We start from the raw sequence: 24,524 nt of genomic DNA, 5'->3' as shown, positions 1-24,524 counted from the left end.
AACAGTAGGAAAATCACGAGTGGGCACCTTTTCTTGGAACTCTTAAGTCTTCACCGGCGCATCGATCAGTGGGTGCGGGACAACCCGTATCGCGTGGATGCCATTGCCGGGTCCTTCTACACACTCTTCTGCGTAGTCGGCAGCTTCGGCCTGGTCTACGGAGTGGGAACATCCGTTGTTGTTCTGATTGCGTTCCTACAGTCGGCGCCGCTGATTGTCAGACGACGTTTTCCCTGGCCAGCCACCGTAGTTGTCGTTGTCGGCCACCTTTTGCAGCTGTTGCACGGCAACTACTTTTTGCCCTCGCAATTTTCAGTGCCAATCCTCGTCTACACCATGGCCAAATACGGCAAGCGCTGGCAGTCGCTGACCACTCTGGGCATAGGGATCTTCGGCGCGCTGGCAGCAACTGTGCGGATGTTCTCCAATCTGCCCTATGCTCAGCCCCTCTCCTTTGACACCTTCGTATCCTTCGTGGGGCTCTCCTTGATTGTCCTGGTCTCCTGGACGTTTGGTGACTTGGCAAGGACACGCAGACTGACAATGGATGCCCTGCGCGACCACGCCAAGCGGCTGGAACTGGAACGCCAGTACGAACGTGACTTGGCGGCCTCCGATGAACGAAACCATATTGCGCGTGAAATGCATGACATCGTGGCCCACTCACTGTCGGTCATCATCACCCAGGCCGATGGCGCACGTTATGCCGCCGCGAAGGATCCGCAGGTCGCCATCGACACGTTGAAAACCGTCGCCGACACGGGGCGTTCGTCGTTGCGGGAGATGCGGCGTCTGCTCGGAGTACTCCGAACGGGCCACGGAGCAGACAACCGGCCACTGCCCACGCTGGCAGATATCCCTGACCTGGTTGGCACCGTCAGGCGCACGGGCTTGGAAGTGGATTTGGCGTTGCAGGGAACGCCGCGACGCTCCCTTCCCGCTGGCGCAGAGCTCACCGGGTATCGCTGTGTGCAGGAGGCTCTGACGAACGTAGTCAAGCACGCTGGCGCCAGCGCGAGCGCCGAAGTTTCCCTCTCCTGGGGAACACGAGGCCTGGATATCAGCGTTGAAGATGATGGACGAGGTGCCGGAGCCCTATCCAGTGAAGGTACCGGACAGGGGTTACGAGGTATGGCCGAGCGGGTTGCCCTATACGATGGGGAATGCGCGGCCGGCCCGAAACCGGGTGGAGGTTTCAAGGTCTCAGTTTTCATCCCTTACTCGGAGGACTAAAAACACGTGGGCGATACAGAGCAAATCAAAGTCGCATTGGTTGATGACCAGCTGCTCGTGCGTAGCGGCTTTCGAATGCTGATCAACTCCCAAGACGACATGGAAGTGATCGCGGAGGCCGCCAATGGCCGGGAAGCCTTGGCCTCAACGCTGTTGCCCACCGCTGACGTGATCCTCATGGATGTACGAATGCCGGAGATGGACGGCATAGAGACCACAGAACACCTGCTCCACGGAGAAAAGTACCCGGGAGCAGCTCCGAAAGTCATCGTGCTGACGACTTTCGATATGGACGAGTACGCACTCAATGCCATTCAGGCCGGCGCCAGTGGGTTCCTGCTCAAAGATGCCCCTCCGGAAGAACTTCTGGAGTCCATTCGGACTGTGAATCGAGGTGATGCCGTGATCGCACCATCCACCACCCGACGCTTGCTAAACCACATGGCACCGATTCTGAAACGCAATTCGCAGCCGAATGCCAACTTGCAGGCTCTCGTTGATTCCTTAACCCGACGCGAGCGCGAAGTTTTCGAAATGATCGCCGCCGGACGATCGAATCCTGAAATCGCGCAAGATCTCTTCCTATCTGAAGCGACCGTGAAGACCCATGTAGGACACATTCTCTCTAAGCTCGGAGCGCGTGATCGGGTTCAAGCTGTCGTCCTCGCCTACCAAACCGGCGTGGCTACTCCCTGACGGTGGTGGTTCGTGGCTATGTAAATCGCAGTCCCTAAAGATCCAGCCCTGGCACATGTGCCAGGGCTGGATCTTTAGCATGCGGAGTTTACTTGGGCTCTTCGTACCTCGGGAACACCGGGCTCGGTGCCGGCAACTCGGTCCCCGGAACGAGCGCCTTGTCGAAGTTCTCAAAGGTGCGGGCAGATCCACTACCCACAGCCAAGAGATCTAGCATGGCCGTCATGGTTTGGGGCAGTACCGGCTGCAGAAGGATTGCCACCTGGCGGACCACTTCGAGGGTCACGTAAAGCACCGTCCCCATGCGCGCCGGGTCGGTCTTCTTCAGCTTCCACGGTTCTTGTTCCGCGAAGTAGGCGTTGGTATCGCCCAGAACATGCCAGATCGCTTCCAGAGCGCGGCTGAACTCCTGCCGTGCGAAGTAGTCACGAGTGGCCTCCAAGAGCGCCGCGGCGGCTTCCAATTCGGCTCGGTCAGCATCGCTGAACACCCCTGGATTCGGTACCGCTCCCCCACAATTCTTGGCCACCATGGACAGTGAACGCTGTGCCAGATTTCCGAAGTTGTTGGCCAGATCGCTGTTGATTCTCGCAACGATCGTTTCGTGGTTGTAGCTGCCGTCGGCACCGAACGGGACTTCACGTAGGAAGAAGTAGCGTACTTGATCGAGCCCGTACTGCTGGACAAAGTCATCCGGGGAGACGGTATTACCCAGTGACTTTGACATCTTCACACCGTTGTTGTGCAGGAAGCCATGGATCATGATGCGCTTCGGCAACTCCAGCTTCGCGGACATCAGAAAAGCAGGCCAGTAGATAGCGTGGAAGCGAGAAATGTCCTTGCCAATGACATGGACATCCGCCGGCCAGAACTTCTTGAATGACGCGGAATCCAAATCGGGGAACCCGGCACCGGTCAAGTAGTTGGTCAGCGCATCCACCCAGACGTACATGACGTGCTTGTCATTACCGGGAACCGGGATGCCCCAATCGAAAGTTGTACGTGAGATCGAAAGGTCGGTCAGCCCACCTTCAACAAAGCGGATCACTTCATTGAAGCGAGACTTGGGAGCACCGAATTCTTCCTGCTCCGCGTAAAGCTTGAGCAACTTATCTTGGTATTTGGAGAGGCGGAAGAAGTAGGACTCCTCCTCGGTCCAGGTGACCTCGGTATCGGTTTCAATGGCATAGCGAACCCCGTCTTCACGTAGTTCGGTTTGTTCCTCGGTGTAAAAGGCTTCATCACGTACCGAGTACCAACCCGCGTAGGCATCGAGGTAGATATCTCCATTGGCTTCCATACGGCGCCAGAGCTCCTGCGCTGCAGCGTGATGATCCGCATCGGAGGTGCGGATGAATCGGTCGTAACTGATTCCCAGCTCATCATTCATCGCCTGGAAGGCATCGGAATTACGCTGGGCCAGTTGAGCTGGTGAGATGCCTTCACGCTCAGCCGTCTGCATCATCTTCTGGCCGTGCTCATCGGTGCCGGTCATGAAGAAGACGTCATATCCATCCAGACGCTTGAAACGCGCCATGGCATCGGTGGCCACTACTTCATAGGCATGACCAATATGAGGAATGCCGTTGGGATACGAAATTGCGGTGGTGATGTAATAGGGTTTCTGCTGCGAAGTCACGTTAGTAATTTACCTTAGTTGCATGGTAGTTCAGGAGTCAGAGACGTTGTCTAGCTCTTAGGTGTACTTGTCCAGCGAACTCCAGAATGCTCCGCGCAGGACACGGCGGATCTGCTGTTGGTCGGTTTTCCATTCACCGATAACCTGGGCACAGTCCTTGAGTAGCGTCCGATCGATCTCGGGCGGCAGCTGGGGACGGTCGGCCATGAGCTCCACCAATTCAAGTTGCGTGGTGCTGGCGAGCCAGGAATTAGCGACGTTTGCGCCAATTTCTTGGGCGACAGTCATTTCTTCTTGCTCATACGCAGCTTTGCCTTGGAAACCAGACTTTGCACCGCCGCTGGAGTAGATGACTTCCGACTCCCCTACCTGCTCCCGTTCTTGCTCCTGGCTGACGTTCTTCAGTCTCTGCGCCATAATCGCCGGGGTGGGGGCAGCAGGTTTCGGCTCTGATGCGACGATCTCGGTGGGGGCGGCCGCAATGGTCGCGGACTCGGAAGCGTGGTGATCGTCCCACTCAATAACCTTCGTAAAGGAACTGTCCAACAGTTGGTCAGGAATTGTCTCAATGGCATCTGCAGTTAGTGCTAGGTGCTCCGCGACTGAGGCCACTCCCAACCGGCTCTCGTCACGCCGTACACCTAAAAGGACGACCTTCATACCAAGGTCCTGGGCCTCTTCTACCGCTTCGGCGAGATCGTCGTCTCCTGAAACCAGATATGCAACGGATGCGGCGCCATGACGCGCAACGCCGACAAGGTCCAGCGCCAGACGCAGATCCACGCCCTTTTGCTCGCCGTTATAGGAGATACGGCCTAGGCGAACCTTTACACCGGGAATAAATCCAATGCGTTTGTGCTGCTCCGTAAACAGTCCGTCCTTCGATGCGTCGTACCAATAGACGCGCAGATTATTAAGGCCAGTATTTTTTTTGACAGTCTGGACTATCCCCTTGATTAGGGCTTCGTAATGAATAGTAAATGCGGATCGTAGAGTGGTACCCGCCGCGCGGTGTCCCCCTAGCGAGAGAAGAAAACCTGCATCAATAAAGATAGCCGACTGACTCATCATTTATAAACCCTGCCTACAAATCCGCGGACAAAATGAAATCAGATATTTTCATATCAGTAATGAACCCGATCAGCAGCTCCCCCACTGATCTACACGACGGACACGTTAGAGGAACCCAGCAAAGTATCGACCAGACGGGCACTGTTATTTGCATCCGCAAATGGAAACGCGTCCCTTGCTCGCTGCCGATAAACATTCTGTTCTAAGGACCGCTCCGGGCTAAGAGCGGCGGAGATGCATTCCACAACTTCAATCCCATCATCTCGCACTGGACCAAATCCATCGCGTTCATAATCAAAATAACCTCGACGGAAATTATGCCCTCCACCGAACATAGACTCAGGATCGAATTGAAAATAAACGATGGGAATATCAATATTAGCAGCGTCAAAAGCAACTGAAGAATAATCAGTTACAAACATAGCAGAACGGACTAATAAATTCTGAAATCCATGTACAGCGGGATCTAAAATTTCCACGTGCTCAGGTACATCTAGGTATTGAATAAAAGATGAAAATGCAGGATGTGGAATGAAACCGATCCTTTTACGGTGCTTATTAGCAACTGCCTGTAATTTGGTAGAACGAAGAAATTCCAGCCAATTAAGTCCAAACACCGAAGTGTTGAATAGTTCTCCTCGATCTTGCGGTCCTTCGCACTTATGAAGAGCATCTCTCAAGTATTGCCGCCAAGTTGGCATCACAAGAATCAGATCTGGTTCCTCAGAGCGTTCAGCAACTAACTGGTGCAATCGATCAAACCGAGGGAACCCCGTCAGAAAGACCTGTTCCTTTTTTATAGTGTAGGGTGATTCCTTGCCGACTATTGACTCGTATTCACCTACAGTTGAACATACTATTCCGTCTAACCTTTTAGGGTTAAGCCAACGTGACAAATCATCTTTAGTTACTCCATGCTGAAGGAAAATGAACTTAGAAGAACTGAGATCAAAATATTTCCGTGAAATAGGATACATGACTTCAGCAACAGCGTCTGACGACATTCTATATCGGGCGTTCAACAGAAGTAGGACCGATTCGTCCGAGCCATATTCAACGAGGCGAAATCCCTCCTTACTCAGACGCTCCCAATCGGGAGATTCGCGCTTCAGCAGAAAGAACGCATTAATGTCTTTGCGCTCGTTTTTGAGGTAGCGGTATAAATGCTCACCATTGTCATCTGCACGTAATGGGCGATCCATGATTACCCAAGAATCACTGTATATTTCCCTAGCAGCAGCGCTTAGAGCTTTTTCTCTCAAAGTATTCGCGTATTCTTTAGCCCTAGCCTCAGACCTCGCGTCCGACAATTTAGAAACCAAACTCTTCGAAGCGCGGACTACCACCTTGGCCTTCCTCTGCGAAAGAGCTAGTGCCTCTACCTCCAGTCTAGTCTCAAAATGCTTGACCTTGCGGAACACGGCCCCTGTTAGCTTATAAATACGATTTAAACGTCCTCGTCGAGCGAGAGAGGCCGCCCGCCTCCTCACGATACTGCTTCTGCTCGGCGAGCCTACTAACGTTCGTGAAGTCCCTGACAGCCTTGGTGGGTCTACTCTCGTGACCGCCCTTTCAATCTTTGCAGGAAGACTATTAACGTAAATTTCGACCGTTCCAGGGACACCTACAGCAAAATTCCACTCGGTCATCATAGGAATCCCAAAGTAAGAATGTACCGTGAAATTCTCATTAGCTGGAAAGACACGCTTTCCGTCAACAAGGACTTCTACGTTGAGCTCTTCTCCAAAGAATAGCACACAGTACTGGTTTGATCCGTCGGATTTATGCGGACCCCACTGGATAATACGATCGGCTGAGGAATATGCTCCCTTGAAGAACCCTAAAATCGTTTGGCGCATGGACCACCAAATAGGATTGATGGAAAACGTTTCGATCGTCGGTATCTCGATCAAGTCGAATACTTCTGATAGCAATCGAAGAAAATTATCACGTAGCTCGCCAGATATCCAAGCAGTCTTAGAATGCTGCTTAGTTTCCTCTTTGAAGTACCAGATTAGATCGTATAAAACCATATTTTGAGCCCACGTTGGAACATAACCAAGATTATCTTTGACGCTCGAAAGCATGCCGAGATATCCGTGTTCAAGGACGGTGGAATACCTACTCTCCAGCGACCAGCTGGACTGCACTAACGACGACTGATCTGCACGCTTGCGATAAAAGTATTTGGCATCAGCTACGATTCCGATTATTGGGTCCTCGCTCTTGGAAAGATACCGTCCTAACAGGTGAGCGTCTTCAAAAGTAGGTTCGATTCGCGTGTCATATGTAAGCTGATGTTGCCTGAGCCGGGAGACTCGCAAAACTGCGGTCGCACCTAGTTGGATACATGTAGGCTCTTCTCTCAGAGAGACTAAGCGGGTGCCCCTCTTGAATCTATGCCTCAGAGGATGAGTATCATAAGCGCGGCCTGTCGTTCCATTCAGCACCAGCACTTTCGTCACCAACATATCTGCGACTTGGTCGACGTCTCGATCAATAAACTGAAGGATAGAGGAAAAATACCGACGATCGATGATGTCGTCAGGATCGACAACAGTTACCCAATCCCCACTTACTACTTCCAGAGCACTCTTTCTTGCAGCTCCAGCTCCTTGATTTTCCTGCTGGAGTATTCGCACGTTACCACGTTTTTTAGCCCAGGTTGTAATTAGATCTAAGCTTCGATCAGTCGAGCCATCGTCCACGAACACATATTCAATCAGAGACTGTTCAACAGTTTGGCGATCGAAGGATTTGAGCGTTGCGCTGACAAATTGTTCAACATTATAAACCGCCACAATGACGCTGAGAACCGGAGCCATCGAATTGCTCTCCCTGAAAATCGATAATTTACAAATAAGACAAATTAGACTATAGCGAAAGCGGATGATAGTCAAAAAGAGGCCAGCTGCAGCCCCTTCAGCTGACATCTGGAATTTAAAACGGAATTAACTTCAAAATTATACGACTAGCAGATCATTCAAGAACTAGTTGCCACGTCTTTAATTAGTAGTTCCCAAGCGGTTGCTATTGTTTCCGGGTCGCACAGTTTCTTAATCTTATTCCGTGCCGGTCCTCTTAGTTCCTCCACCTCGTCAGGATTCTCTAGGCATTTAATCAATTGTGCATTGAAAGCCTCAAAATCGCCTTGAGGGACTAGATAGCCATTGATTCCACTATCAATCATTTCGCATGGCCCATACTTGCAATTAAAAGACACTACTGGTGTACGCATCAGCATCGACTCCGCGAGAGAAAGACCAAAGCCTTCAAATTTTGAAGGGAAGAGCGTAAGGTAACTTGAAGCGAAAATTTCTTCCACGTTAACAGCTTGTCCATGCATAAACACATTGTTCTCTAGCTGCAAATCAGAAATCGTTTCCTCAATCGCTTCGCGTTGCGATCCTTGACCGTAAATATTCAGAGTGACCTCAGGATAAACGTCTAACACTTGAGGAAAATGGTTAACTAATTCAAGAATTTGTTTTTGTGGTTCCAATCTTCCAACGAAACTTAATGACTGATAACTGTGTTTAGTTTTAATATCCAAAGGTGGTGGTGCTACCGGTTGCGGTATTACTTGAATTTCCCTTCCTTTCAGTACAGTCCTTAGGTCTTCCGCTTGCTGGTTAGTAGATACTACGATTTTGGAAAACAAGTTCGCGTTTTTCAGAAGGCTAAGATGCTCTGCATTTATTTCACTTAATTCATTTGCGGGATCGGTAAAAGTGTTATTATGTACGGTAAGAACATTTCGTGGATTTAGCTCAAGTCCAGGTTTAACGACATTAAAGACATAAGGGTCATCTAGAAGAACTACTGGGTTCGTGTATCGTTGGATCAGATCTTTGAACCAAGAAGATTGGAGTTCTTGGGTAGATTTATACGCGCTTTGTTTTGATTCTTCAGACACGGTGTGATCAATTACCGTCTTTTCTACCCCGTGTGCGTCATACCAGGACGTGATGTAGGCGCATCCCAAGCTTGAAATCATTGATCGCGATGACGGCTCTGTCCTACCCGGATAGTATCTCTGGACACGAAAGGTATTCTTGGCCTCGGTAATTTCCTCCAGACGAAGCAGGTTGAGATCTTCATCATAAAAACGGCGCCATTTATGCGGTATTTTCGTATTGTCAGATATAAGCTCTGTAAAAGCCAGGGAACCATCTGCGTTGAAGAATCTTGTTAGCCTATTATTGGCCTTTTGAACAAGCAAGTCGGCATCTGGAACTCGAATAGTTGTTAGTTGTTCTGAACTTACGAGGTCATTCATTTTCTGCTCAAGATCATCGTAGAAGTTAATGAATTCTGTACTCGGGTGAACTGGCTCTTCGCAATCGAGGGTGTAGGGCAGCATTGCCGTTGATCTGATTTCTGGGCGTGTCGCAGGGCAGTAAAAAGTCGAGGTCTTCACAAGAATGGAAGTTCCTACACAACCTTCTTGAAAGACCTCGACGTTGTCCCATACTACCTTTACCGCCCCGGATCTGACCACGTTCTGCCGCCTGGACGAGCTGGGCCTGACAGCCTGCGGTCAGCGGTTGTTGCCTGAACGTGCCGAGATCCTGTGCAAGGTCACCGAGGCGGATCCGTGGTGCCGTAACTGCGGGCAGCCGGGAACGTCTCGTGGCACCGTGGTGCGCCGGCTGGCGCATGAGCCAGTCGGCTGGCGGCCGACCACGCTGGTGATCCGGGTGCGCCGGTACCGGTGTGCTGACTGCGGTACTGTGTGGCGTCAGGACACTAGCCAGGCTGCCGAGCCCCGGGCGAAGATTTCTCGTGGCGGGTTGGGTTGGGCGCTGGCCGGGATCGTGTGTCAGCACTTGTCCATGGCCCGGGTTGCTGAGGGGTTGGGCGTGTCCTGGAATACCGCTAATGACGCGGTGTTGGGTCAGGGGCAACGGGTGCTGATCAACAAGCCTGAACGGTTCAACGGGGTGAAAGTCATTGGGGTGGATGAGCACGTATGGCGCCACACCCGTGCTGGAGGCAAGTACGTCACCGTGATTATTGACCTGACTCCGGTCACCGAAGGTGCTGGCCCGGCCCGGCTGTTGGATATGGTGCAAGGCCGCTCCAAGGCCGTGTTCAAGTCCTGGCTCGCGAACCGGCCCCAAGAATGGCGGGACGGGATTGAAGTGGTGGCCATGGACGGGTTCAGTGGCTTCAAAACCGCAGCTGCCGAGGAACTCCCGGACGCGGTAGAAGTGATGGATCCCTTCCATGTGGTGCGCCTTGCTGCCGAAGCGTTGGATAAGTGCCGTCAACGGGTGCAGCAAGACACCCGTGGTCACCGCGGCCGCAAGGGTGATCCGCTCTATGCGGCGCGTCGCACGCTATTGACCGGGGATGGTTTGCTTACTGAGAAGCAGATTGAACGGCTTGATGCCTTATTTGATGATCAGCAGCATGAGCCAGTGCAATTCACCTGGAACATCTATCAGCGCATCGTGGACGCGTACCGGCAAAAGGAGAAGAGTATCGGCAAGTGGTCGATGGAGCAGGTCATAGAGCTGATCAAAGCAAAAATTCCTACCGGGCTGCCCGAACTGGCGTCCCTGGGCCGCACCCTGAAACGCCGGGCCGGGGATATCCTGGCTTACTTTGACCGGGCAGGCACCTCGAACGGGCCCACCGAAGCGATCAACGGCAGGTTGGAACACCTGCGCGGTAGTGCTCTGGGGTTCCGGAGCCTAGCGAATTATATTGCTCGTTCACTTTTGGAATCCGGCGGGTTCAGACCCGTTTTACACCCTGGATTGTGAAGAGCCGGTGAACTCTCCGAGAACTTCGTAGGCTCTTGATATGTTCTTCCTGATCAATCCGATGACGGAAAGTGACGATGGTTACTTTAAAGCCAGCCTCACTCAGTTTTGCTGCTTTGTGCAAAGCTGAGCGTGTCATGCCTCCGTTAGGTCTAAACGTTCCAAGGAGAGGAACAAAGATATGTGTCATCCGGTTGTGTACCTCGCTCAGATCCAATGCTGTTGCCGTTGTGGTTACCTGTCCACGCCGCAAGCGATTCCAATTCGCTCCCGCAAGTGGTGTCCACGTCCTCTATCCGTCGCCGACCCTGATATGTTACAGGATGATGCGTATTTTGCGTATCCAAGAAGCTCCGGACATCTCCAGCGGAGCCATCAGGCTGCTTTAGCTTGTCGAAATCACGTAACACCTCTCTCCATGCCGAAACCCCATATCCGGCATCAATACTTGTCCAAAAACTGTCTCTCGGTTCCGAGCTATCGTTCAAAACGTAATAGTTACTCCAGAGCCACGCGAAGTCCTTTTCTACAAGGACGTCAGATCTATTTCGCGAGAGATACTGGCCTGAATTGTTAATCTGATATCATCCAGAGCTTTAGAGGGTAGGCTCGAATCAACATTAATCACGGCCAAAGCCTCTCCGAGTTCTTCGTCACGGGAGACCTGCATTCCAGCAATGTTTATATTCAGTTCGCCCAAGACATTACCGAGACTGCGTACTACTCCAGGTCGGTCGTTGTAGCGCAACACGATCATGTGGTCGGAAATAGGGATCTCTATTTCGTACCCGTTGATGCCAACCAGCTTTTCAATCTGCTTCGGGCCAGTAAGCGTACCGGACACCGAAAGCTGCACTCCTTCGTTGGTGGCACCCTTGATCGTCAGCTGGTTCCGGTATTCTGGTGAATCCGCCGTCGTGATCAGCCGGGTTGCTACGCCGCGCTGTTCAGCGAGCACCGGTGCGTTGACATAGGAGACCTGCTCAGAAACGACATCCATGAACACGCCCTTCAATGCTGAGAGCTCCAGAGCCTTCACATCGAGGGAGGCGATTTCTCCAGCAACCTCAACATCGATGCTGGTGAGAGAGCCAACGGCGAGAGCGTTGAAGATGCGTCCAAGCTTCTCAATCAGCGGGATACCTGGACGAACGTTTTCGTCGATCACTCCCCCGGCGACGTTAACCGCATCCGGTACCAATTCTCCGGCAAGGGCCAGTCGCACCGACTTTGCCACGGATACGCCGGCCTTTTCCTGCGCTTCATCGGTGGAAGCACCAAGGTGCGGAGTGACGGTGACATTATCAAACTCAAAGAACGGCAGGTCGGTGCTCGGTTCCTTGACGAAGACGTCAATGCCGGCACCGGCAATCTGCTCGTTCTTCAGAGCCTCGTACAGTGCATCCTCATCCACGAGTCCACCGCGGGCGACATTCACTACATAGGCACTCTTCTTCATCTTGGCGAAGGCTTCTTTGCCGAGCATGCCAATCGTTTCCGGAGTACGAGGCATGTGGATGGTGATGAAGTCCGCCTGTTCCAGCAGCTCGTCCAAGCTCAACAGTGTTACGCCCAGTTGCTGGGCTCGCGTAGGCGTGATGTAGGGGTCATAAGCAACGATGTCCATGCCGAAACCCTGCAGGCGCTGCGCCACCAGGGCACCAATGCGCCCCAGGCCGATAATGCCAGCCTTCTTCTCGAAAAGCTCCACCCCTGTGAAGGAACTGCGCTTCCACGCACCGCCCTTCAGGGACGCGTTGGCCGCAGGAATCCGGCGCGCCAGCGATACGATGTGTCCCACGGTGAGTTCAGCAGCGGAAATGATATTGGAAGTGGGCGCGTTAACCACCATCACGCCAGCCTGGGTCGCGGCCTTGATGTCCACGTTATCCAACCCCACGCCGGCACGAGCCACCACCTTCAGGTTCTTGGCTGCGGCCAGGGCTTCGGCGTCCACCTGGGTCGCGGAGCGAACCATGATCGCGTCGACGTCCTTTATCGCGTCCAGCAGCTGGGCACGATCCGCCCCGTCTGTCTGACGAATTTCAAAGTCTGGGCCGAGAGCGGCAACAGTTGCGGGAGAGAGCTGTTCGGCCAGAAGTACTACGGGCTTGTTGTCAGACACGAGGGTGGCACCTTTGCGATTTCATTGGGCTGGATGCTTACGCGGATACGGTCAACAGCGACCGGCTCCGCAATCCACAGTAGTGCCTCGGATGCCCCGATTTCCTTGATTTTTCAGATGTTACGCACCGGTTGGCCTACTTTGTGAAAAGTTTCACTTAGTCTCTACATTGTTGCCTCATGGGTGTAGCAGGTCACTCTGCCAGGCGTTCTGCTCGTGCTTCTCCCCACAGCATAAGGCGCTGAGCGGTGTCCTCTTACATCGCTCAGCGCCTCACGTTATTCGCCGGTTTAGGCCGCTTCGATAATCATTCCTGCAGCAACAGTATTGTTGGTGATTTCATCAATCAGGATGAAGCCCCCGGTCGTGCGGTTCTTATGGTATTCATCGGCCAACAACGGCTGGGTAGTCCGCATGGAAATCCTGCCAATCTCGTTCAGCGCGAGTCCGGTAGCCTCTTCGTCCCGATGGAGCGTGTTGATGTTCAGGCCGTAACGCAGTTCCTTGACCAGGGCCCTGGCGGTCTTGGTGGTCTGTTTGATCGCCAGCTTCTGCCCCACTTTCATGGGCTTGTCACTCATCCAGCAGATCATGGCCTCGAAATTCTGGGCCACCTTTGGCTGGTTGTTGGGGCGCACGATCATGTCACCGCGGGAGATATCGACTTCATCTTCGAGCCGCACCGTGACCGACATTGGTGGGTAGGCCAGTTCCACCGGCCCATCGGCGGTGCTGATTTCCTTAATCGTCGATGGCAGCCCGCTGGGAAGTACCACGACCTTGTCCCCCGCCTTCATCACTCCACTGGCTACCTGGCCGGCGTACCCCCGGAAGTCGTGGTAGTCGTTGTTGTGCGGACGAATCACATACTGAACGGGGAAGCGCACATCCACCATGTTCGAGTCGCTGGCGGTTTGCACGTTCTCCAGGTGGTGCATGAGCGAAGCCCCCTCGTACCAGGGCATGTTCTGGCTACGGGTGACCACGTTGTCGCCGGTGAGCGCCGAAACCGGTATCACCTGGATGTCGGCAATGTTCAGGCGAGCCGCGTAGTCCACGAATTCTCGGCGGATGTCTTCAAAGACCTCCTGGGACCAGTCGACCAGATCCATCTTGTTCACCGCCACCACCAGGTGCGGTACCTGCAGCAGGGAAACGAGGAAGGCATGGCGCCGGGACTGCTCCACCATCCCCTTGCGGGCGTCAACCAGCACAATGGACAGATCGGAGGTGGAGGCGCCGGTGACCATGTTTCGGGTGTATTGGATGTGCCCTGGGGTATCGGCCACGATGAACTTGCGGTTCGGGGTGGCGAAATACCGGTAGGCCACATCGATGGTGATGCCCTGTTCGCGCTCTGCGCGCAATCCGTCAGTGAGCAGCGCCAGGTCCGTGTATTCGGAGCCGCGTTCCTGGCTGGTTTTTTCGACCGAATCCAGCTGGTCGGCGAAGATCGCTTTGGAGTCAAAGAGCAGACGGCCAATGAGCGTGCTCTTTCCGTCGTCAACGGAGCCGGCGGTGGCTATGCGTAGCAGGTCCATGTCTAGAAGTACCCTTCCTTCTTGCGGTCTTCCATCGCCGCCTCGCTCACTTGGTCATCTCCGCGGGTGGCCCCACGCTCGGTGATCGTGGTGGTGGCCACCTCCTCCACAATTTCCGCCGCGGTCATCGCGGTTGATGCCACGGCCGCGGTGAGACTGGCGTCCCCCACGGTCCGATAGCGAACCATCTGGTTGCGCACCGGCTCGTCTTCCCGCGGCTGACAGAACGGGTGCACGGCAAAGAGCATCCCGTTGCGGTCGAACACCTGACGCTGATGGGCGAAGTAGATGGAGGGCAACTGAACGTTTTCACGTTCGATGTAGTTCCAGATATCCAGTTCGGTCCAGTTGGACAACGGGAACACCCGGATGCTCTCCCCCAGATTGAGCCGGGTGTTGTACAGGCTCCACAGCTCGGGACGCTGGTTCTTCGGATCCCATTGCCCGAATTCGTCGCGGAAGGAAAAGACCCGTTCCTTGGCGCGGGCCTTCTCCTCATCCCGGCGGGCTCCGCCCATCAGCGCATTTAGCTGATGCTTTTCAATGGTGTCCAGCAGCACCGGGGTTTGGATCCGGTTGCGTGAGCCGTTGCGTTCCTCGACCACCTGACCGGCGTCGATGGCTTTCTGCACGGACCCGACGATGAGGCGGACTCGGCGCCGTGCCACCTCGGCGTCCCGGAAATCCAGCACCTCCTGGAAATTGTGCCCGGTGTCGATATGGACCACCGGGAACGGGATGGCTGCCGGCGCGAAGGCCTTGGCCGCCAGGTGCAGCAGCACCGCCGAATCCTTGCCTCCGGAGAACAGCAATCCCGGGCGCTCCAGTTCCGCGACGACCTCACGGATGATAAATATTGATTCAGCCTCCAGCGCGGTCAGCTGATCCAGCTGATACCGCATACTCGTGGCAGTTTTTAGTTTCATCGAGTAAACCCCCAAATTCAGTGAATGAACGTTTGTTGTAGGTGTCTAGGCGAAGGCGTGTACGGCTTCAAACAGTTCACGCTTCAGCGCCGGATGGCAGACCACCAGGTCCGGTAGGTAGGGATCGGCGCGGTTGTACTCCAGCGGGCTTCCATCGATCCGGCTGGTGTGCAGGCCCTTGCCCTGGGCGACCGCCACCGGCGCTGCCGAGTCCCATTCGTATTGGCCGCCGGCGTGAACGTAGGCGTCCACCTCTCCCCTGACCACCGCGCAGACCTTGTAGCCGGCCGAGCCCATGGGCACCAGTTCAACATCCGCGTTCTGTGCCAGCTGGTGCACGATCTGCGGAGGGCGACTGCGCGAGACGGCAATGCGCCACGGGCGGGCCGGGCCAACGGCCATCGGCATGCCCTGTTCGGCGCTGTCCAAGACAAGACCAAGCCCCGGCAACGCAACGGCACCTGCCGACAACTCTCCGTCTTCCCACAGGGCGACGTGCACGGCCCAGTCATCCCGGAATTCTGAATACTCCCGCGTGCCATCCAGCGGATCAATGATCCAGACCCGTCGGCTATCGAGGCGGCACTTGTCATCCACGGCCTCCTCGGAGAGGACGGCGTCCTGCGGATGGAGCTGGTGCAAGGATTGCGCGAGAAATTCCTGGGCTGTTCTGTCCCCAGCGGCCTTGAGTTCCCTACCCTCCAGGCCTAGTTCGCCGGCCCGGTCACGAAGTTGAAGAAGCTTCTTCCCGGCACCTTCGGCCAGGTCGATAGCGCATTGCAAATCCCCCAATGAAGCATCCCCCTTTTGCTCCCAAAACAAATCCAAGGTCTTCCCCAAGACACTCGGTTGTTCGCCATCCTATCCATGTTTGGGGTTCAGATGAAAGGGGTTACACGCTACTCGTGTCCGTTACCTGGCTCTAGCCGAAACGGCTTTCGCTCTCTAGGGTGGATTCCAGGGAATACTTCTTGGGGGAAAGTATGGAAAACATGGGGTCGATCCCGTATCGGGATCCGATCGTGCAGCTGGATATTGCCCAGCTCGACATCGTGGAACTCATCGTGGGCGGTCTGCTCGATTACCAGGGGTTGGATCTGGAAAACCTTCCGCAATGGTCGCAGCTCCCGGACGCTGCCTTGGCCGATCCCGGCCAGAGGGGACACATTCAGCTGGCCGATCCCGATGGCACACCGCTGGTGCGGGTCTCCTACACCCGGCAGTCGGATCCGGGGCAGGCTTCCGTAACGGTGGGAAAGGTACAGAAACTGGCCGATGCCGAACACGGGCCGTTTCGCGAACTGCGCCTGACTTCGCCGCTCGGTACACGCGCCGTGGTGCTTTTTGACCAGGCACCGTCGGCTGTGGACCTGCAACGGCTGCAGCAGCTGCAGCCGTTGCCCAAGGGCACCTGTTTTGTGCTGCTCAGCCCCAGCGACCGGTCTTCGGGCCCCGGGCATGCCGAAGCCATCAAGCAATTGCGGGCGGCGGCCGGCCTTTTCTCCGGCAGCACCGCGGGGCATCTGGTAGTTCCGCCATCGGTGGACGCAGCGGCACTGATCCAGCGTCTTTCCGGGAATGTGCTCGCCGATTTCCGCTCCGCGCGGCACCAGCAGCCCGAGGCGGCCTCGGGCACGGTGGTGATGTTTAGTGGTTTATCGGGGTCCGGCAAATCCACGTTGGCCCGCGCGGTACAGCAGCGCATCCATGAGCAACTGGGACGCCCGGCCGTGCTGCTGGATGGGGATGACATCCGCCGCTTCATCTCCAAGGGACTGGGTTTCTCACGTGAAGACCGCGAGACCAATGTGGAACGCATTGGGTGGATTGCCGCCCGCATCGCCGAGGTCGGTGGTCTGGCCTTGTGCGCCCCCATCGCGCCGTTTGCCCAAACCCGTCAGGCGGTGCGTGAGCTGGTCGCGCCGCACGGACGGTTCCTGCTGGTGCACGTGAGCACCCCGCTGGAGGTATGCGAGCAGCGGGACCGGAAGGGACTGTATGCCAAGGCCCGGGCGGGAGAGGTCAAGGACTTCACGGGAATTGATTCCCCCTACGAGGTCCCCGAGGATGCCGAGCTCACCCTGGATCTATCGGTCGTGGATTTGAATACCGCCACCGAACGGGTCTTTGAGCTGCTGGCGGCCCACACGCCGAAAGCCGTACACGTCCACTAGGGTTTCGGCGCGGCCGCTGAAGGGCGCACACGGCGCACGGCCGCCCGCCTTCGTTGTGCCGGGTGGTGCGGGCTAAAGCGGCCAGATGAGGGGAACCACGCTCAGGGTGACGGCGGCCGTCACCAAACTCATTGGGATCCCGATCCTGACAAAGTCGATGACCCGGTACCCGCCCGGCCCCATCACCATCAGATTTGTCTGGTAGCCGATGGGGATGATGAAGCTGGCCGAGGCGGCGATCATGACCGTGATGGCGAAGGGCATGAAGTTTGCCTCCACCCGTTCGGCGACGGCCATGGCAATGGGAAAGACCAGGATTGCCGCGGCGTTGTTGGTCAGCAGCTCGGTAAAGCACAGCGTCAGCAGGAACACCAGCGCCAAGGCTCCCCAGGGCCCGGTGCCAGCCAGCAGCAGCGTGTTGGCGATGGTGGCCGCCGCTCCGGTTTTCACCATCGCCGCCCCGAGCGCGAACGAGGCGGCAATGACAATGATGACCTGCAGGTCGATATGCCGGCGCACGTTGCCCATGGACAGGCACCCGGTCACCAGCATGGCCAGCGCGGCCAGCAGGGCCGCCTGGATGACTTCCAGGACCCCCAGGGCGTTCAGGGCGACCATTCCGATCAGGATGGCAATCGCCCACGGGGCCTTGCGGAAGTTAGCCGGGGCGATGTCGCTGACGTTGCTGACCAGCATGAAATCCCGGCGGAAACGGTAGTGGCGCACGAAGTCGGTTCCGGTCTCCAGCAGCAGGGTGTCCCCTACCCGCAGTTTCACGTCCCCGATTTTTCCGCGCAGCATTTCCCCGGACCGGGAGATGGACAGGATCACCGCCTGATAGTGGGAGCGGAAGCGGCTTTCCCTGACGCTTTGGCCAATCCCGGTGAAATCCGGTCCCACTACCGCCTCCACCAGCCGGCGCTGGGAGTGGCGGATCCCCAGCTTGGAGACATCTCCGGCGCTGGGTTCCAGTCCCCGGATGTGGCGCAGTTCGCTGGCACACTCCGGTGCCCCGACAAAGATCAGGATGTCCTCCGGATCCAGGATCAGTTCCGGGGTCACCTCCACCACCAGGTGCTCATCACGTTCCACCCTGGTCAAGAACCCATGGGTCAGGCTTCGCAGCCCGGCGGCGGCCACGGACTTGCCGGCAATCGGGCCATTGGGCTGGACCCGGAACTCCACCGCATACTCGCGGGCCGACTGCATCTGCTCGACCGCGTCCTGCCGGTTGGGCAGCAGGCGGTTGCCAAACAGGGTCAGGAACAGGGCCCCGCACACGGTCAGCGGCAGTCCGACGGCCGCGATGTCGAACATCCGCAGCGAGATCCCCAGCTCGGACTGCAGCAGCCCGTTGACCACCAGGTTGGTGCTGGTGCCAATCAACGTCATGGTCCCGCCGATGATCGCCATGTAGCTGAGCGGGATCAGAAGTTTCGAGGCCGGAATGCGCAGCCGGGCCGCCCATTCCTGGATGCCGGGCAGCAGCATCGCCACCACGGTGGTGTTGTTCAAAAAGGCGCTCAGTCCCCCGACCGGCAGCAGCATGCGCGCGTACGCGCCGCGCACGCTGGAGGGCCGGCCCAAAAGGTTCTGGGTGATCCACTGCACGGCCCCGGTCTCGCTCAGCCCGGCGGCCACCACATAGAGCACGGCGACCGTGATGACCCCGGTGTTGGAGAACCCCGCGAGCGCCTCCTGGGGCGTCAGGATGCCCAGGAGCATCAGGCACAGTGCCGCTCCCATCAGAATCAGGTCCGCGGCCAGCCGTGTGGCGGCCAGCAGCCCCAGGACGCACAGCACAACGACCAGCGTCAATATGGCATCAATGCCCACAATACTCCCCCTGTATTGCCATGAAACCCACCCCACATGGGTCAGCGCCGCTCAGTGACCTCACCCTGGCGCAGACCATTTCATCTAGCGCCCAGGTTCATGATGTGATGCAGCGTTTACAGAACTCATCTTTGCAGAGCCCGGCCCATCAGTCCATGCCACCACCGCACCGATCCCGGCATGTCGCGCGTTGCGGCGCAACCGGCCGGGCAACAATTCCTGCCGCGGCCTACCGTGTGGATCTGTGCACAACACGACGGTGGCCTGCAATCCAGCGCTGGATTGCAGGCCACCGTCGTTGTGGCGCACCGGGCGGCTAGTCCTCGGCGCCGAGCACCACCGTTCCCATGACGGCGTTGGAGGTGCTGCTGTCCGCGGTGCCGGTCAGCCCGCCCACGGCGCCGGCGCTGACCGGTCCGCCGGAGTCAGCCAGCATCCAGGACAGGTGCCCGGCCCCGGTGCCCGCCCCGGTCTGTCGGGTCGACAGCGCCGAGGGGATGGACCACTTGGTGGTGGAGGCGGTCTTGTCCGCCCAGTAGGACAACACCCAGTCCCCGTTGGCCGCGGTGGCCTCAGGTGTCTGGTGTTGGGCCTTCGCACCCACCTCGGGTTCCATCACGAAGGAGGCCGAGTTCACCGTGGCGTTGCGGTAGACCGCCACCAACAGTGAGCCGCGCGCATATCCGCCGACCGAGACACTCACCGTGGTCCCGGCGTCGGAGGCCGTGGCCACCTTGGAGAACATCGCTCCCTGCATCGAGGCGGTGGCGACCTGGGCCCGTTGCTCCCAGGAGGCCGGGATGCTGGGGGCCGAGGTGTACTGGTTGGTGACAAACACCCCGACCAGCACGTCTCCGGCCTGGATGCCCGAGGGCAGCTTCACCGAGTGGTTGATCGCATTCGCGGTCCCGGAGTTGGCGGCCGAGGCCACGAACTCCACCTCGGATTCGGGTTCCGGTGCGGTGTCCGCTTCAACACTCACCGAGGCCGTCTTGGTGCCGCTGGCTCCCTGCGGGTCGGTGACCTTCAGGCTGACCTGATAGGTCCCGGCTTCGCTAAAGGCGTGGCTGAAGCTTTCCCCATTGGCCTTTTCTTCGCCGTTGACGGACCAGGTGTAGTCCAGCAGCGCACCTTCGGGGTCCGAGGACCCGGTGCCGTCGAAGATGCAGGCCAGGAAGTCACAGTCCCACTCGAAGCCGGCCACCGGCTTGGCGTTGCCGCCCTGCCCGGGTGCCCCGGCCAGGACCACCGAGGCCATGACCGCGTTGGCAGTCGTGGAGTTGGCGGTGGCCTTCAGCCCGCCGGCGTCCCCGGAGGAGACTGCCCCGTTGGAGTCGGCCAGCATCCAGGACAGGTGTCCAGCCCCGCTGCCGGATCCGGTTTCCCGGGCCACGGTGCCGCCGGGCAGCTGCCAGGTGGTGGTCGATGCGGTCTTGTCCGCCCAGTAGGACAGCAGCCAGCTGTTCGATTGGGCGTTGAGCACCGGGGTGGTGTGCACCGCGCCGGAGGTGGTCTCCGGGCGCATCGCGAACGAGGCCCCGTCAACGGTGGCGTCCCGGTAGGCCGAGAGCACCAGTGATCCCCTGACATACCCGCTGCTGCCCACGCTCACCCTGCTGCCGGCATCGGAGGCCGAAGCGATCTTGGAGTAGATCGCCCCGCTCATGCTGGTGGTGGAGGCATCGGCCCGCGTTTCCCAGCCGGCCGGTGCGCTGAGCGTGGTGCTGCCCGAGTTGGTGGACAGGACCGCCACCATCAGGTCGCCTTCCTTCACCGCGGAGGGCACCGTCACCGTATGGCTGGTGCTGGTGGTGGCGCCGTCGTTGGCCGTCGAGGCGACGAACGAGACGTTGTTTCCGGGCTGTGGGCCCGGGTCCTGCACCACGCTCACCGGCTGGGTCACCGAGCCGGTCTCGTTAGCGTCGTCGGTGACCGTCAAGGTGACCTGGTAGGTGCCAGGCTGTTCGAAGGCGTGGGTTGCGACCATGCCCTCGGCGACCTCGGTGCCGTTCACGCTCCACACGTAGCCGGTGATCTCCCCGTCCGGGTCGGCGGAGAGTGTGCCGTCAAACGTGCAGGAGAGGAACACGCAGTCCTGGGTGAAGGAAGCCTTCGGCACCTGGTTGGCTGCCGCGCTGACCTGCACCTCCTCCTCCACGGTGTTGGTGGCCCCGGACTCGTCGGTGACCGTCAGGCTCACCGTGTACTTGCCGCCGGCCGGGAATTCGTGCACGAATTCCACCGCATCCCCGCTGCCGCCATCGGACGTGCTCCACTTGTACGAGGCAATCTCGCCCTCCTGATCCGTGGACCCGCCGCCGTTGAAGGTGCACTCCAACTGGTTGCAGGTGGTCAGGATCTTGGCTTCCGGTGCCGAGTTCGGGGTGGTGCTCACCTCGAGCTCGACCTGCTTCGTATCGCTCTTGCCCTGGTCGTCGGTGACGGTCAGGCTCACCGTGTACGTTCCGGCTTCGGCGAATTCGTGGCTGAAGGTGGCTCCTTCACCGCTGCCGCCATCGGAGGTGCTCCAGGCGTAGGAGGCGATTTCACCGTCCGGGTCACTGGAGTCCGCACCGGAGAACTCGCACGCCAGCTGATCACAGGTTTGGGTGATCTGGGCGGTCGGTGCCTGGTTCTCGGGCGCGGTGACCGTGACCGTGGCGGTCTTGGTCGCCGTCGCCCCGTCATCGTCGGTGACCGTGAGGGTGACCTCATAGTCCCCGGCCTCGGCGTACTGGTGCTCGACCTGTTTGCCGGTGCCGGTCTTGCCGTCCCCGAAGCTCCAGGCGTAGGCCTTGATCTCGCCATCGGAATCCGCGGATGCCGAGGCGTCAAAGGCACAACCCAAATAGGTGCACTCCGAGCCGAAGGCCGCGGTGGGCGGCTGGTTCGGCAGCGGCGGGGCCCCGTCACTGGTCATCGAGATCAGCGCCCGACTGGCCCAGTTCACCCCGTCCTTGTCCGGCCCGGAAACCACCTGGGTGGGTCCCTCGGCCGTGCCGTCGGTGACGGACTGCTTCCAGTTCGCGGCCAGCAGCTCACCGGCCGGGTTGGCCAGGTAGAGCTTGTCCCCGGCCAGGAACATGCCGCGCACCTCGTTCCACGGCACCTGGGCGGAGGCGGTGGCCACCGTGAAGCGTTCGGCCCCGATGATCCCGCTGTCCAGGTCCAGGTAGCGCATGAACAGGGCGTTCTGCCCGCTGAGGGTGAAGTAGATCCGGTCGTTCTTGAAGAACAGGCCGGTCATCTGCTGCGCCTCGCTGGAGAAGTTGGTCAGCCCATACAGGTCGTGGGTGGCCGCGTTGCCCAGCGTGTTGCCGTTCAGCGTGCGGCTGGCGAAGGTGCCGTCGGCCATGGCGAAGTACATCCGCCCATCGGCCACGAAACCGCCCCGCACCGCTTCCCAGTTCACGTTTCCGGTGAGCTTGGTGGCCCCCTTGGACGCGGCGCTGGTGCCGTTGAAGTAGGTTTCGTTCACCTGTCCGGCGGCCCCTGGGTCCGGGGCCTGGGCATCCAGGTCCACGATCTCCACGCCGCTGACGGACGGGTTCTCGGTCACGTGGTCAAAGGAGAGACTGATGTTCCCGTCACTGACCACCCGCTTGCTGAGCATGGTGCCGATGTTGTGGCCCGGATCCGCGTTCAGGTCAATGTTGCTGTACGCACGGCTGCCCTCGATGTCCAGATTGTAGACCCGCGAGCCCGGGGCGGTGGTGCAGTCGCACCGGTCGGCCAGGTACACGCGCACCTCAACGTTCTTCCCGGAGTCCACCGGGAAGTTGTATTGCAGCTTCTCCCCGCCGGCCGGATCCCAGCGTTCACTGGAGTAGATTCCGCGCGGGGTGGATTCGGGCACCTTGTCGCTCAGCGAACCCACGGTGTCATAGCCTGCGCTGTTGTTCCCGCTGCTGCGGTAGTTGCTGCCCGGGGCGGTGTTGTCCCCCAGCCAGTCCATCCCGCCATCCACGGCCGGGACCGTGTCGCCCCCGGAGTTGATGCGGTACAGGTACCTGGCGTCCTGGGTGGTGGACAGGGCTCCGGCCTGCACGACGTCCACCGGCAGCGCCGGCGGTTCGGCCGACGGGATTCCGGTGCCTCCGGCCAGCGGGAACAGCGCGATGCGTCCGCGGTAGAGGTAGCGGGCGATCCGGTCGGTGTCAGAACCCACCCAGACCCCGTCGGTGGTGGCCAGCAGGTCAAAGACGCCGCGGCCGCGGTCACGTCCCGGGTTCCATTCGATGGGCATGCCGTTGGTGGCGTTCAGCGCGCCAATGCCTTCACGGCCCACGGCGCCCTGTCCGGCGGCGTCGGCGCGGAAGGGGTTGTTGACCCAGCGCATGTGCCCACCGAAGTAGATGGTGTGCTGGGTGGCCTCCACGGCGTAGACGCTGTCACCACCGGTGTAGTCCACCCACACCGGGTTGACCCCGGCGCCGCTGGCACCGCTCTGCCAACGGGAGATGGTGTCACACAAGGTGGGCGGGCCGCTGCCGTAGCCGCCCATGGACGAGAGCACGAAGTAGCTGCCGTCGGGGGCGAAGTCCAGGTCATTGAGGTAGTAGGCGAAGGACGGGTAGCAGTTCGGCTTCCAGCGCTCGGTCTGCCAGTCGGCCACGTTGGTCTGCGAGCCGGAGATGTCCAGCACGCCCACCTGCACGCGGTCCTGCCCGTCGATGTAGCGGAAGTTGCCGGTGGCCACCAGCTTCTTGCCGGCGGCATCCACGTCGAACTTGTGCACGAAGGTGTTCCCGCCGCGGTGGGTATCGGTGAAGGCGACCTTGGTGCGCTCGGACAGCGCCCCGCTGGTGGCGTTCACCTCGGCCAGGCCCAGGCGTTCCTGCCCGCGCACGGCGGTGAATTCGCCGCCGAAGAAGAGCCGGTCCCCCACCAGGTTCATGTCATGCACCACGGCGTTGATCTGTCCCGGGTTGAATTGGGTGATCCGTTGCCCGTTGCCCACATTCAGCCTCAGCACCTTGGGAGCCGATTGGCCATTGAGCGTGCCGAACTGTCCACCGACGTACACCGAATTGCCATCCGGTGCGGCGATGACCGAACGCACGGTGCTGTTCAGGTTCGGAGCGAAGCTGGTGCTGATCGCCCCGGTGTCCTTGTTAAACGCAACCAGGCGGTTCCTTGTCAGGACCGGGCCGCCGCTGGCCGCCTGGACCTGGGTGAAGGATCCGCCCAGCACGATCATGTTTCCCACTTCGGCGATGGAAAAGACGATTCCATCCAGTACGTGGGGTGTGTTGTTCCGTGGCGTGGCAGATACCACGGAGTTGTATTCCTGATCCGACGCGGAGGCCGGTATCGCATTAATCCCTGTTAACCCCAAGATCATTGCCAGGCCAGCCACGGCCGCAAAGAATCTTTTGACCCTCATGATGTTCCCCCAAACCAACCCCAAGTTGGCAATGCCAGTGACATAGCGCCGCCGAAAGGACGACAACTGACCTAATTATGGGTAGCAATCCGGGACACAGGAATAGTGGTAACCGCGACCCCATAC

The 24,524-nt window shown here is 58.3% G+C and carries 14 protein-coding genes; 4 read left to right on the top strand and 10 right to left on the bottom strand.

Translation table 11 applies throughout. The features are described 5' to 3' along the window. Positions 1-33: 33 nt before the first annotated feature. Together AC6I21_RS06315 and AC6I21_RS06310 are read left to right on the top strand one after the other, a co-directional pair. On the top strand, positions 34-1,233 hold the full coding sequence (locus AC6I21_RS06315; RefSeq protein WP_497763250.1) for a sensor histidine kinase: 1,200 nt from the start codon (positions 34-36) through the stop codon (positions 1,231-1,233). Positions 1,234-1,239: 6 nt separating this feature from the next. Beyond that, positions 1,240-1,929, top strand: coding sequence for a response regulator (locus tag AC6I21_RS06310; protein WP_497763249.1), 690 nt, complete (start codon positions 1,240-1,242; stop codon positions 1,927-1,929). 88 nt (positions 1,930-2,017) lie between these two features. Here AC6I21_RS06310 and metG read toward each other — a convergent pair whose 3' ends face one another. From metG to AC6I21_RS06290, 4 genes are all read right to left on the bottom strand, one after another. Next, on the bottom strand, positions 2,018-3,568 hold the full coding sequence (gene metG / locus AC6I21_RS06305; RefSeq protein ID WP_497763248.1) for a methionine--tRNA ligase: 1,551 nt from the start codon (positions 3,566-3,568) through the stop codon (positions 2,018-2,020). Positions 3,569-3,625: 57 nt separating this feature from the next. After that, positions 3,626-4,639, bottom strand: coding sequence for an NYN domain-containing protein (locus AC6I21_RS06300; RefSeq protein ID WP_497763247.1), 1,014 nt, complete (start codon positions 4,637-4,639; stop codon positions 3,626-3,628). An 89-nt stretch (positions 4,640-4,728) separates the two neighbouring features. Further along, a complete protein-coding gene (locus AC6I21_RS06295; RefSeq protein ID WP_497763246.1) occupies positions 4,729-7,572 on the bottom strand; it encodes a bifunctional glycosyltransferase/CDP-glycerol:glycerophosphate glycerophosphotransferase in 2,844 nt (947 codons plus the stop codon). A 50-nt stretch (positions 7,573-7,622) separates the two neighbouring features. Further along, positions 7,623-9,059, bottom strand: coding sequence for a glycosyltransferase (locus AC6I21_RS06290; protein WP_497763245.1), 1,437 nt, complete (start codon positions 9,057-9,059; stop codon positions 7,623-7,625). Between the two features lie 43 nt (positions 9,060-9,102). Here AC6I21_RS06290 and AC6I21_RS06285 point away from each other — a divergent pair, with 43 nt between their 5' ends. Next, positions 9,103-10,410 (top strand): ISL3 family transposase, encoded by a 1,308-nt coding sequence (locus tag AC6I21_RS06285; RefSeq protein WP_497762827.1) that lies wholly within the window; start codon positions 9,103-9,105, stop codon positions 10,408-10,410. A gap of 526 nt (positions 10,411-10,936) precedes the next feature. Here the strand turns inward: AC6I21_RS06285 and serA are convergent. The 4 genes from serA to AC6I21_RS06265 all read right to left on the bottom strand — a co-directional run bounded on the left by serA (position 10,937) and on the right by AC6I21_RS06265 (position 15,842). Further along, positions 10,937-12,535, bottom strand: coding sequence for a phosphoglycerate dehydrogenase (gene serA, locus AC6I21_RS06280; protein WP_497763244.1), 1,599 nt, complete (start codon positions 12,533-12,535; stop codon positions 10,937-10,939). A 290-nt stretch (positions 12,536-12,825) separates the two neighbouring features. Next, positions 12,826-14,076, bottom strand: a complete 1,251-nt coding sequence (cysN, locus tag AC6I21_RS06275) for a sulfate adenylyltransferase subunit CysN (protein ID WP_343833486.1) — start codon at positions 14,074-14,076, stop codon at positions 12,826-12,828. Positions 14,077-14,078: 2 nt separating this feature from the next. Then, a complete protein-coding gene (gene cysD, locus AC6I21_RS06270) occupies positions 14,079-15,002 on the bottom strand; it encodes a sulfate adenylyltransferase subunit CysD (RefSeq protein ID WP_497763243.1) in 924 nt (307 codons plus the stop codon). Positions 15,003-15,047: 45 nt separating this feature from the next. Beyond that, positions 15,048-15,842, bottom strand: coding sequence for a 3'(2'),5'-bisphosphate nucleotidase CysQ (locus AC6I21_RS06265; RefSeq protein WP_497763242.1), 795 nt, complete (start codon positions 15,840-15,842; stop codon positions 15,048-15,050). A 143-nt stretch (positions 15,843-15,985) separates the two neighbouring features. Between AC6I21_RS06265 and cysC the strand changes: the two genes are divergently transcribed. Next, entirely contained in the window at positions 15,986-17,176 is a 1,191-nt protein-coding gene (gene cysC / locus AC6I21_RS06260; protein WP_497763241.1) for an adenylyl-sulfate kinase, read from the top strand. Between the two features lie 72 nt (positions 17,177-17,248). On the opposite strand, the gene AC6I21_RS06255 is transcribed toward cysC, so the two are convergent. Then, on the bottom strand, positions 17,249-19,012 hold the full coding sequence (locus AC6I21_RS06255) for an SLC13 family permease (RefSeq protein ID WP_497763240.1): 1,764 nt from the start codon (positions 19,010-19,012) through the stop codon (positions 17,249-17,251). A 316-nt stretch (positions 19,013-19,328) separates the two neighbouring features. Continuing rightward, on the bottom strand, positions 19,329-24,290 hold the full coding sequence (locus tag AC6I21_RS06250; protein ID WP_497763239.1) for a PKD domain-containing protein: 4,962 nt from the start codon (positions 24,288-24,290) through the stop codon (positions 19,329-19,331). Positions 24,291-24,524 lie beyond the last annotated feature (234 nt).

This window comes from Glutamicibacter sp. St.4D3 (assembly GCF_059728615.1).
The sequence above is the reverse complement of the archived record's forward strand: the minus strand, read 5'-3'. Positions and strand labels throughout refer to the sequence as shown.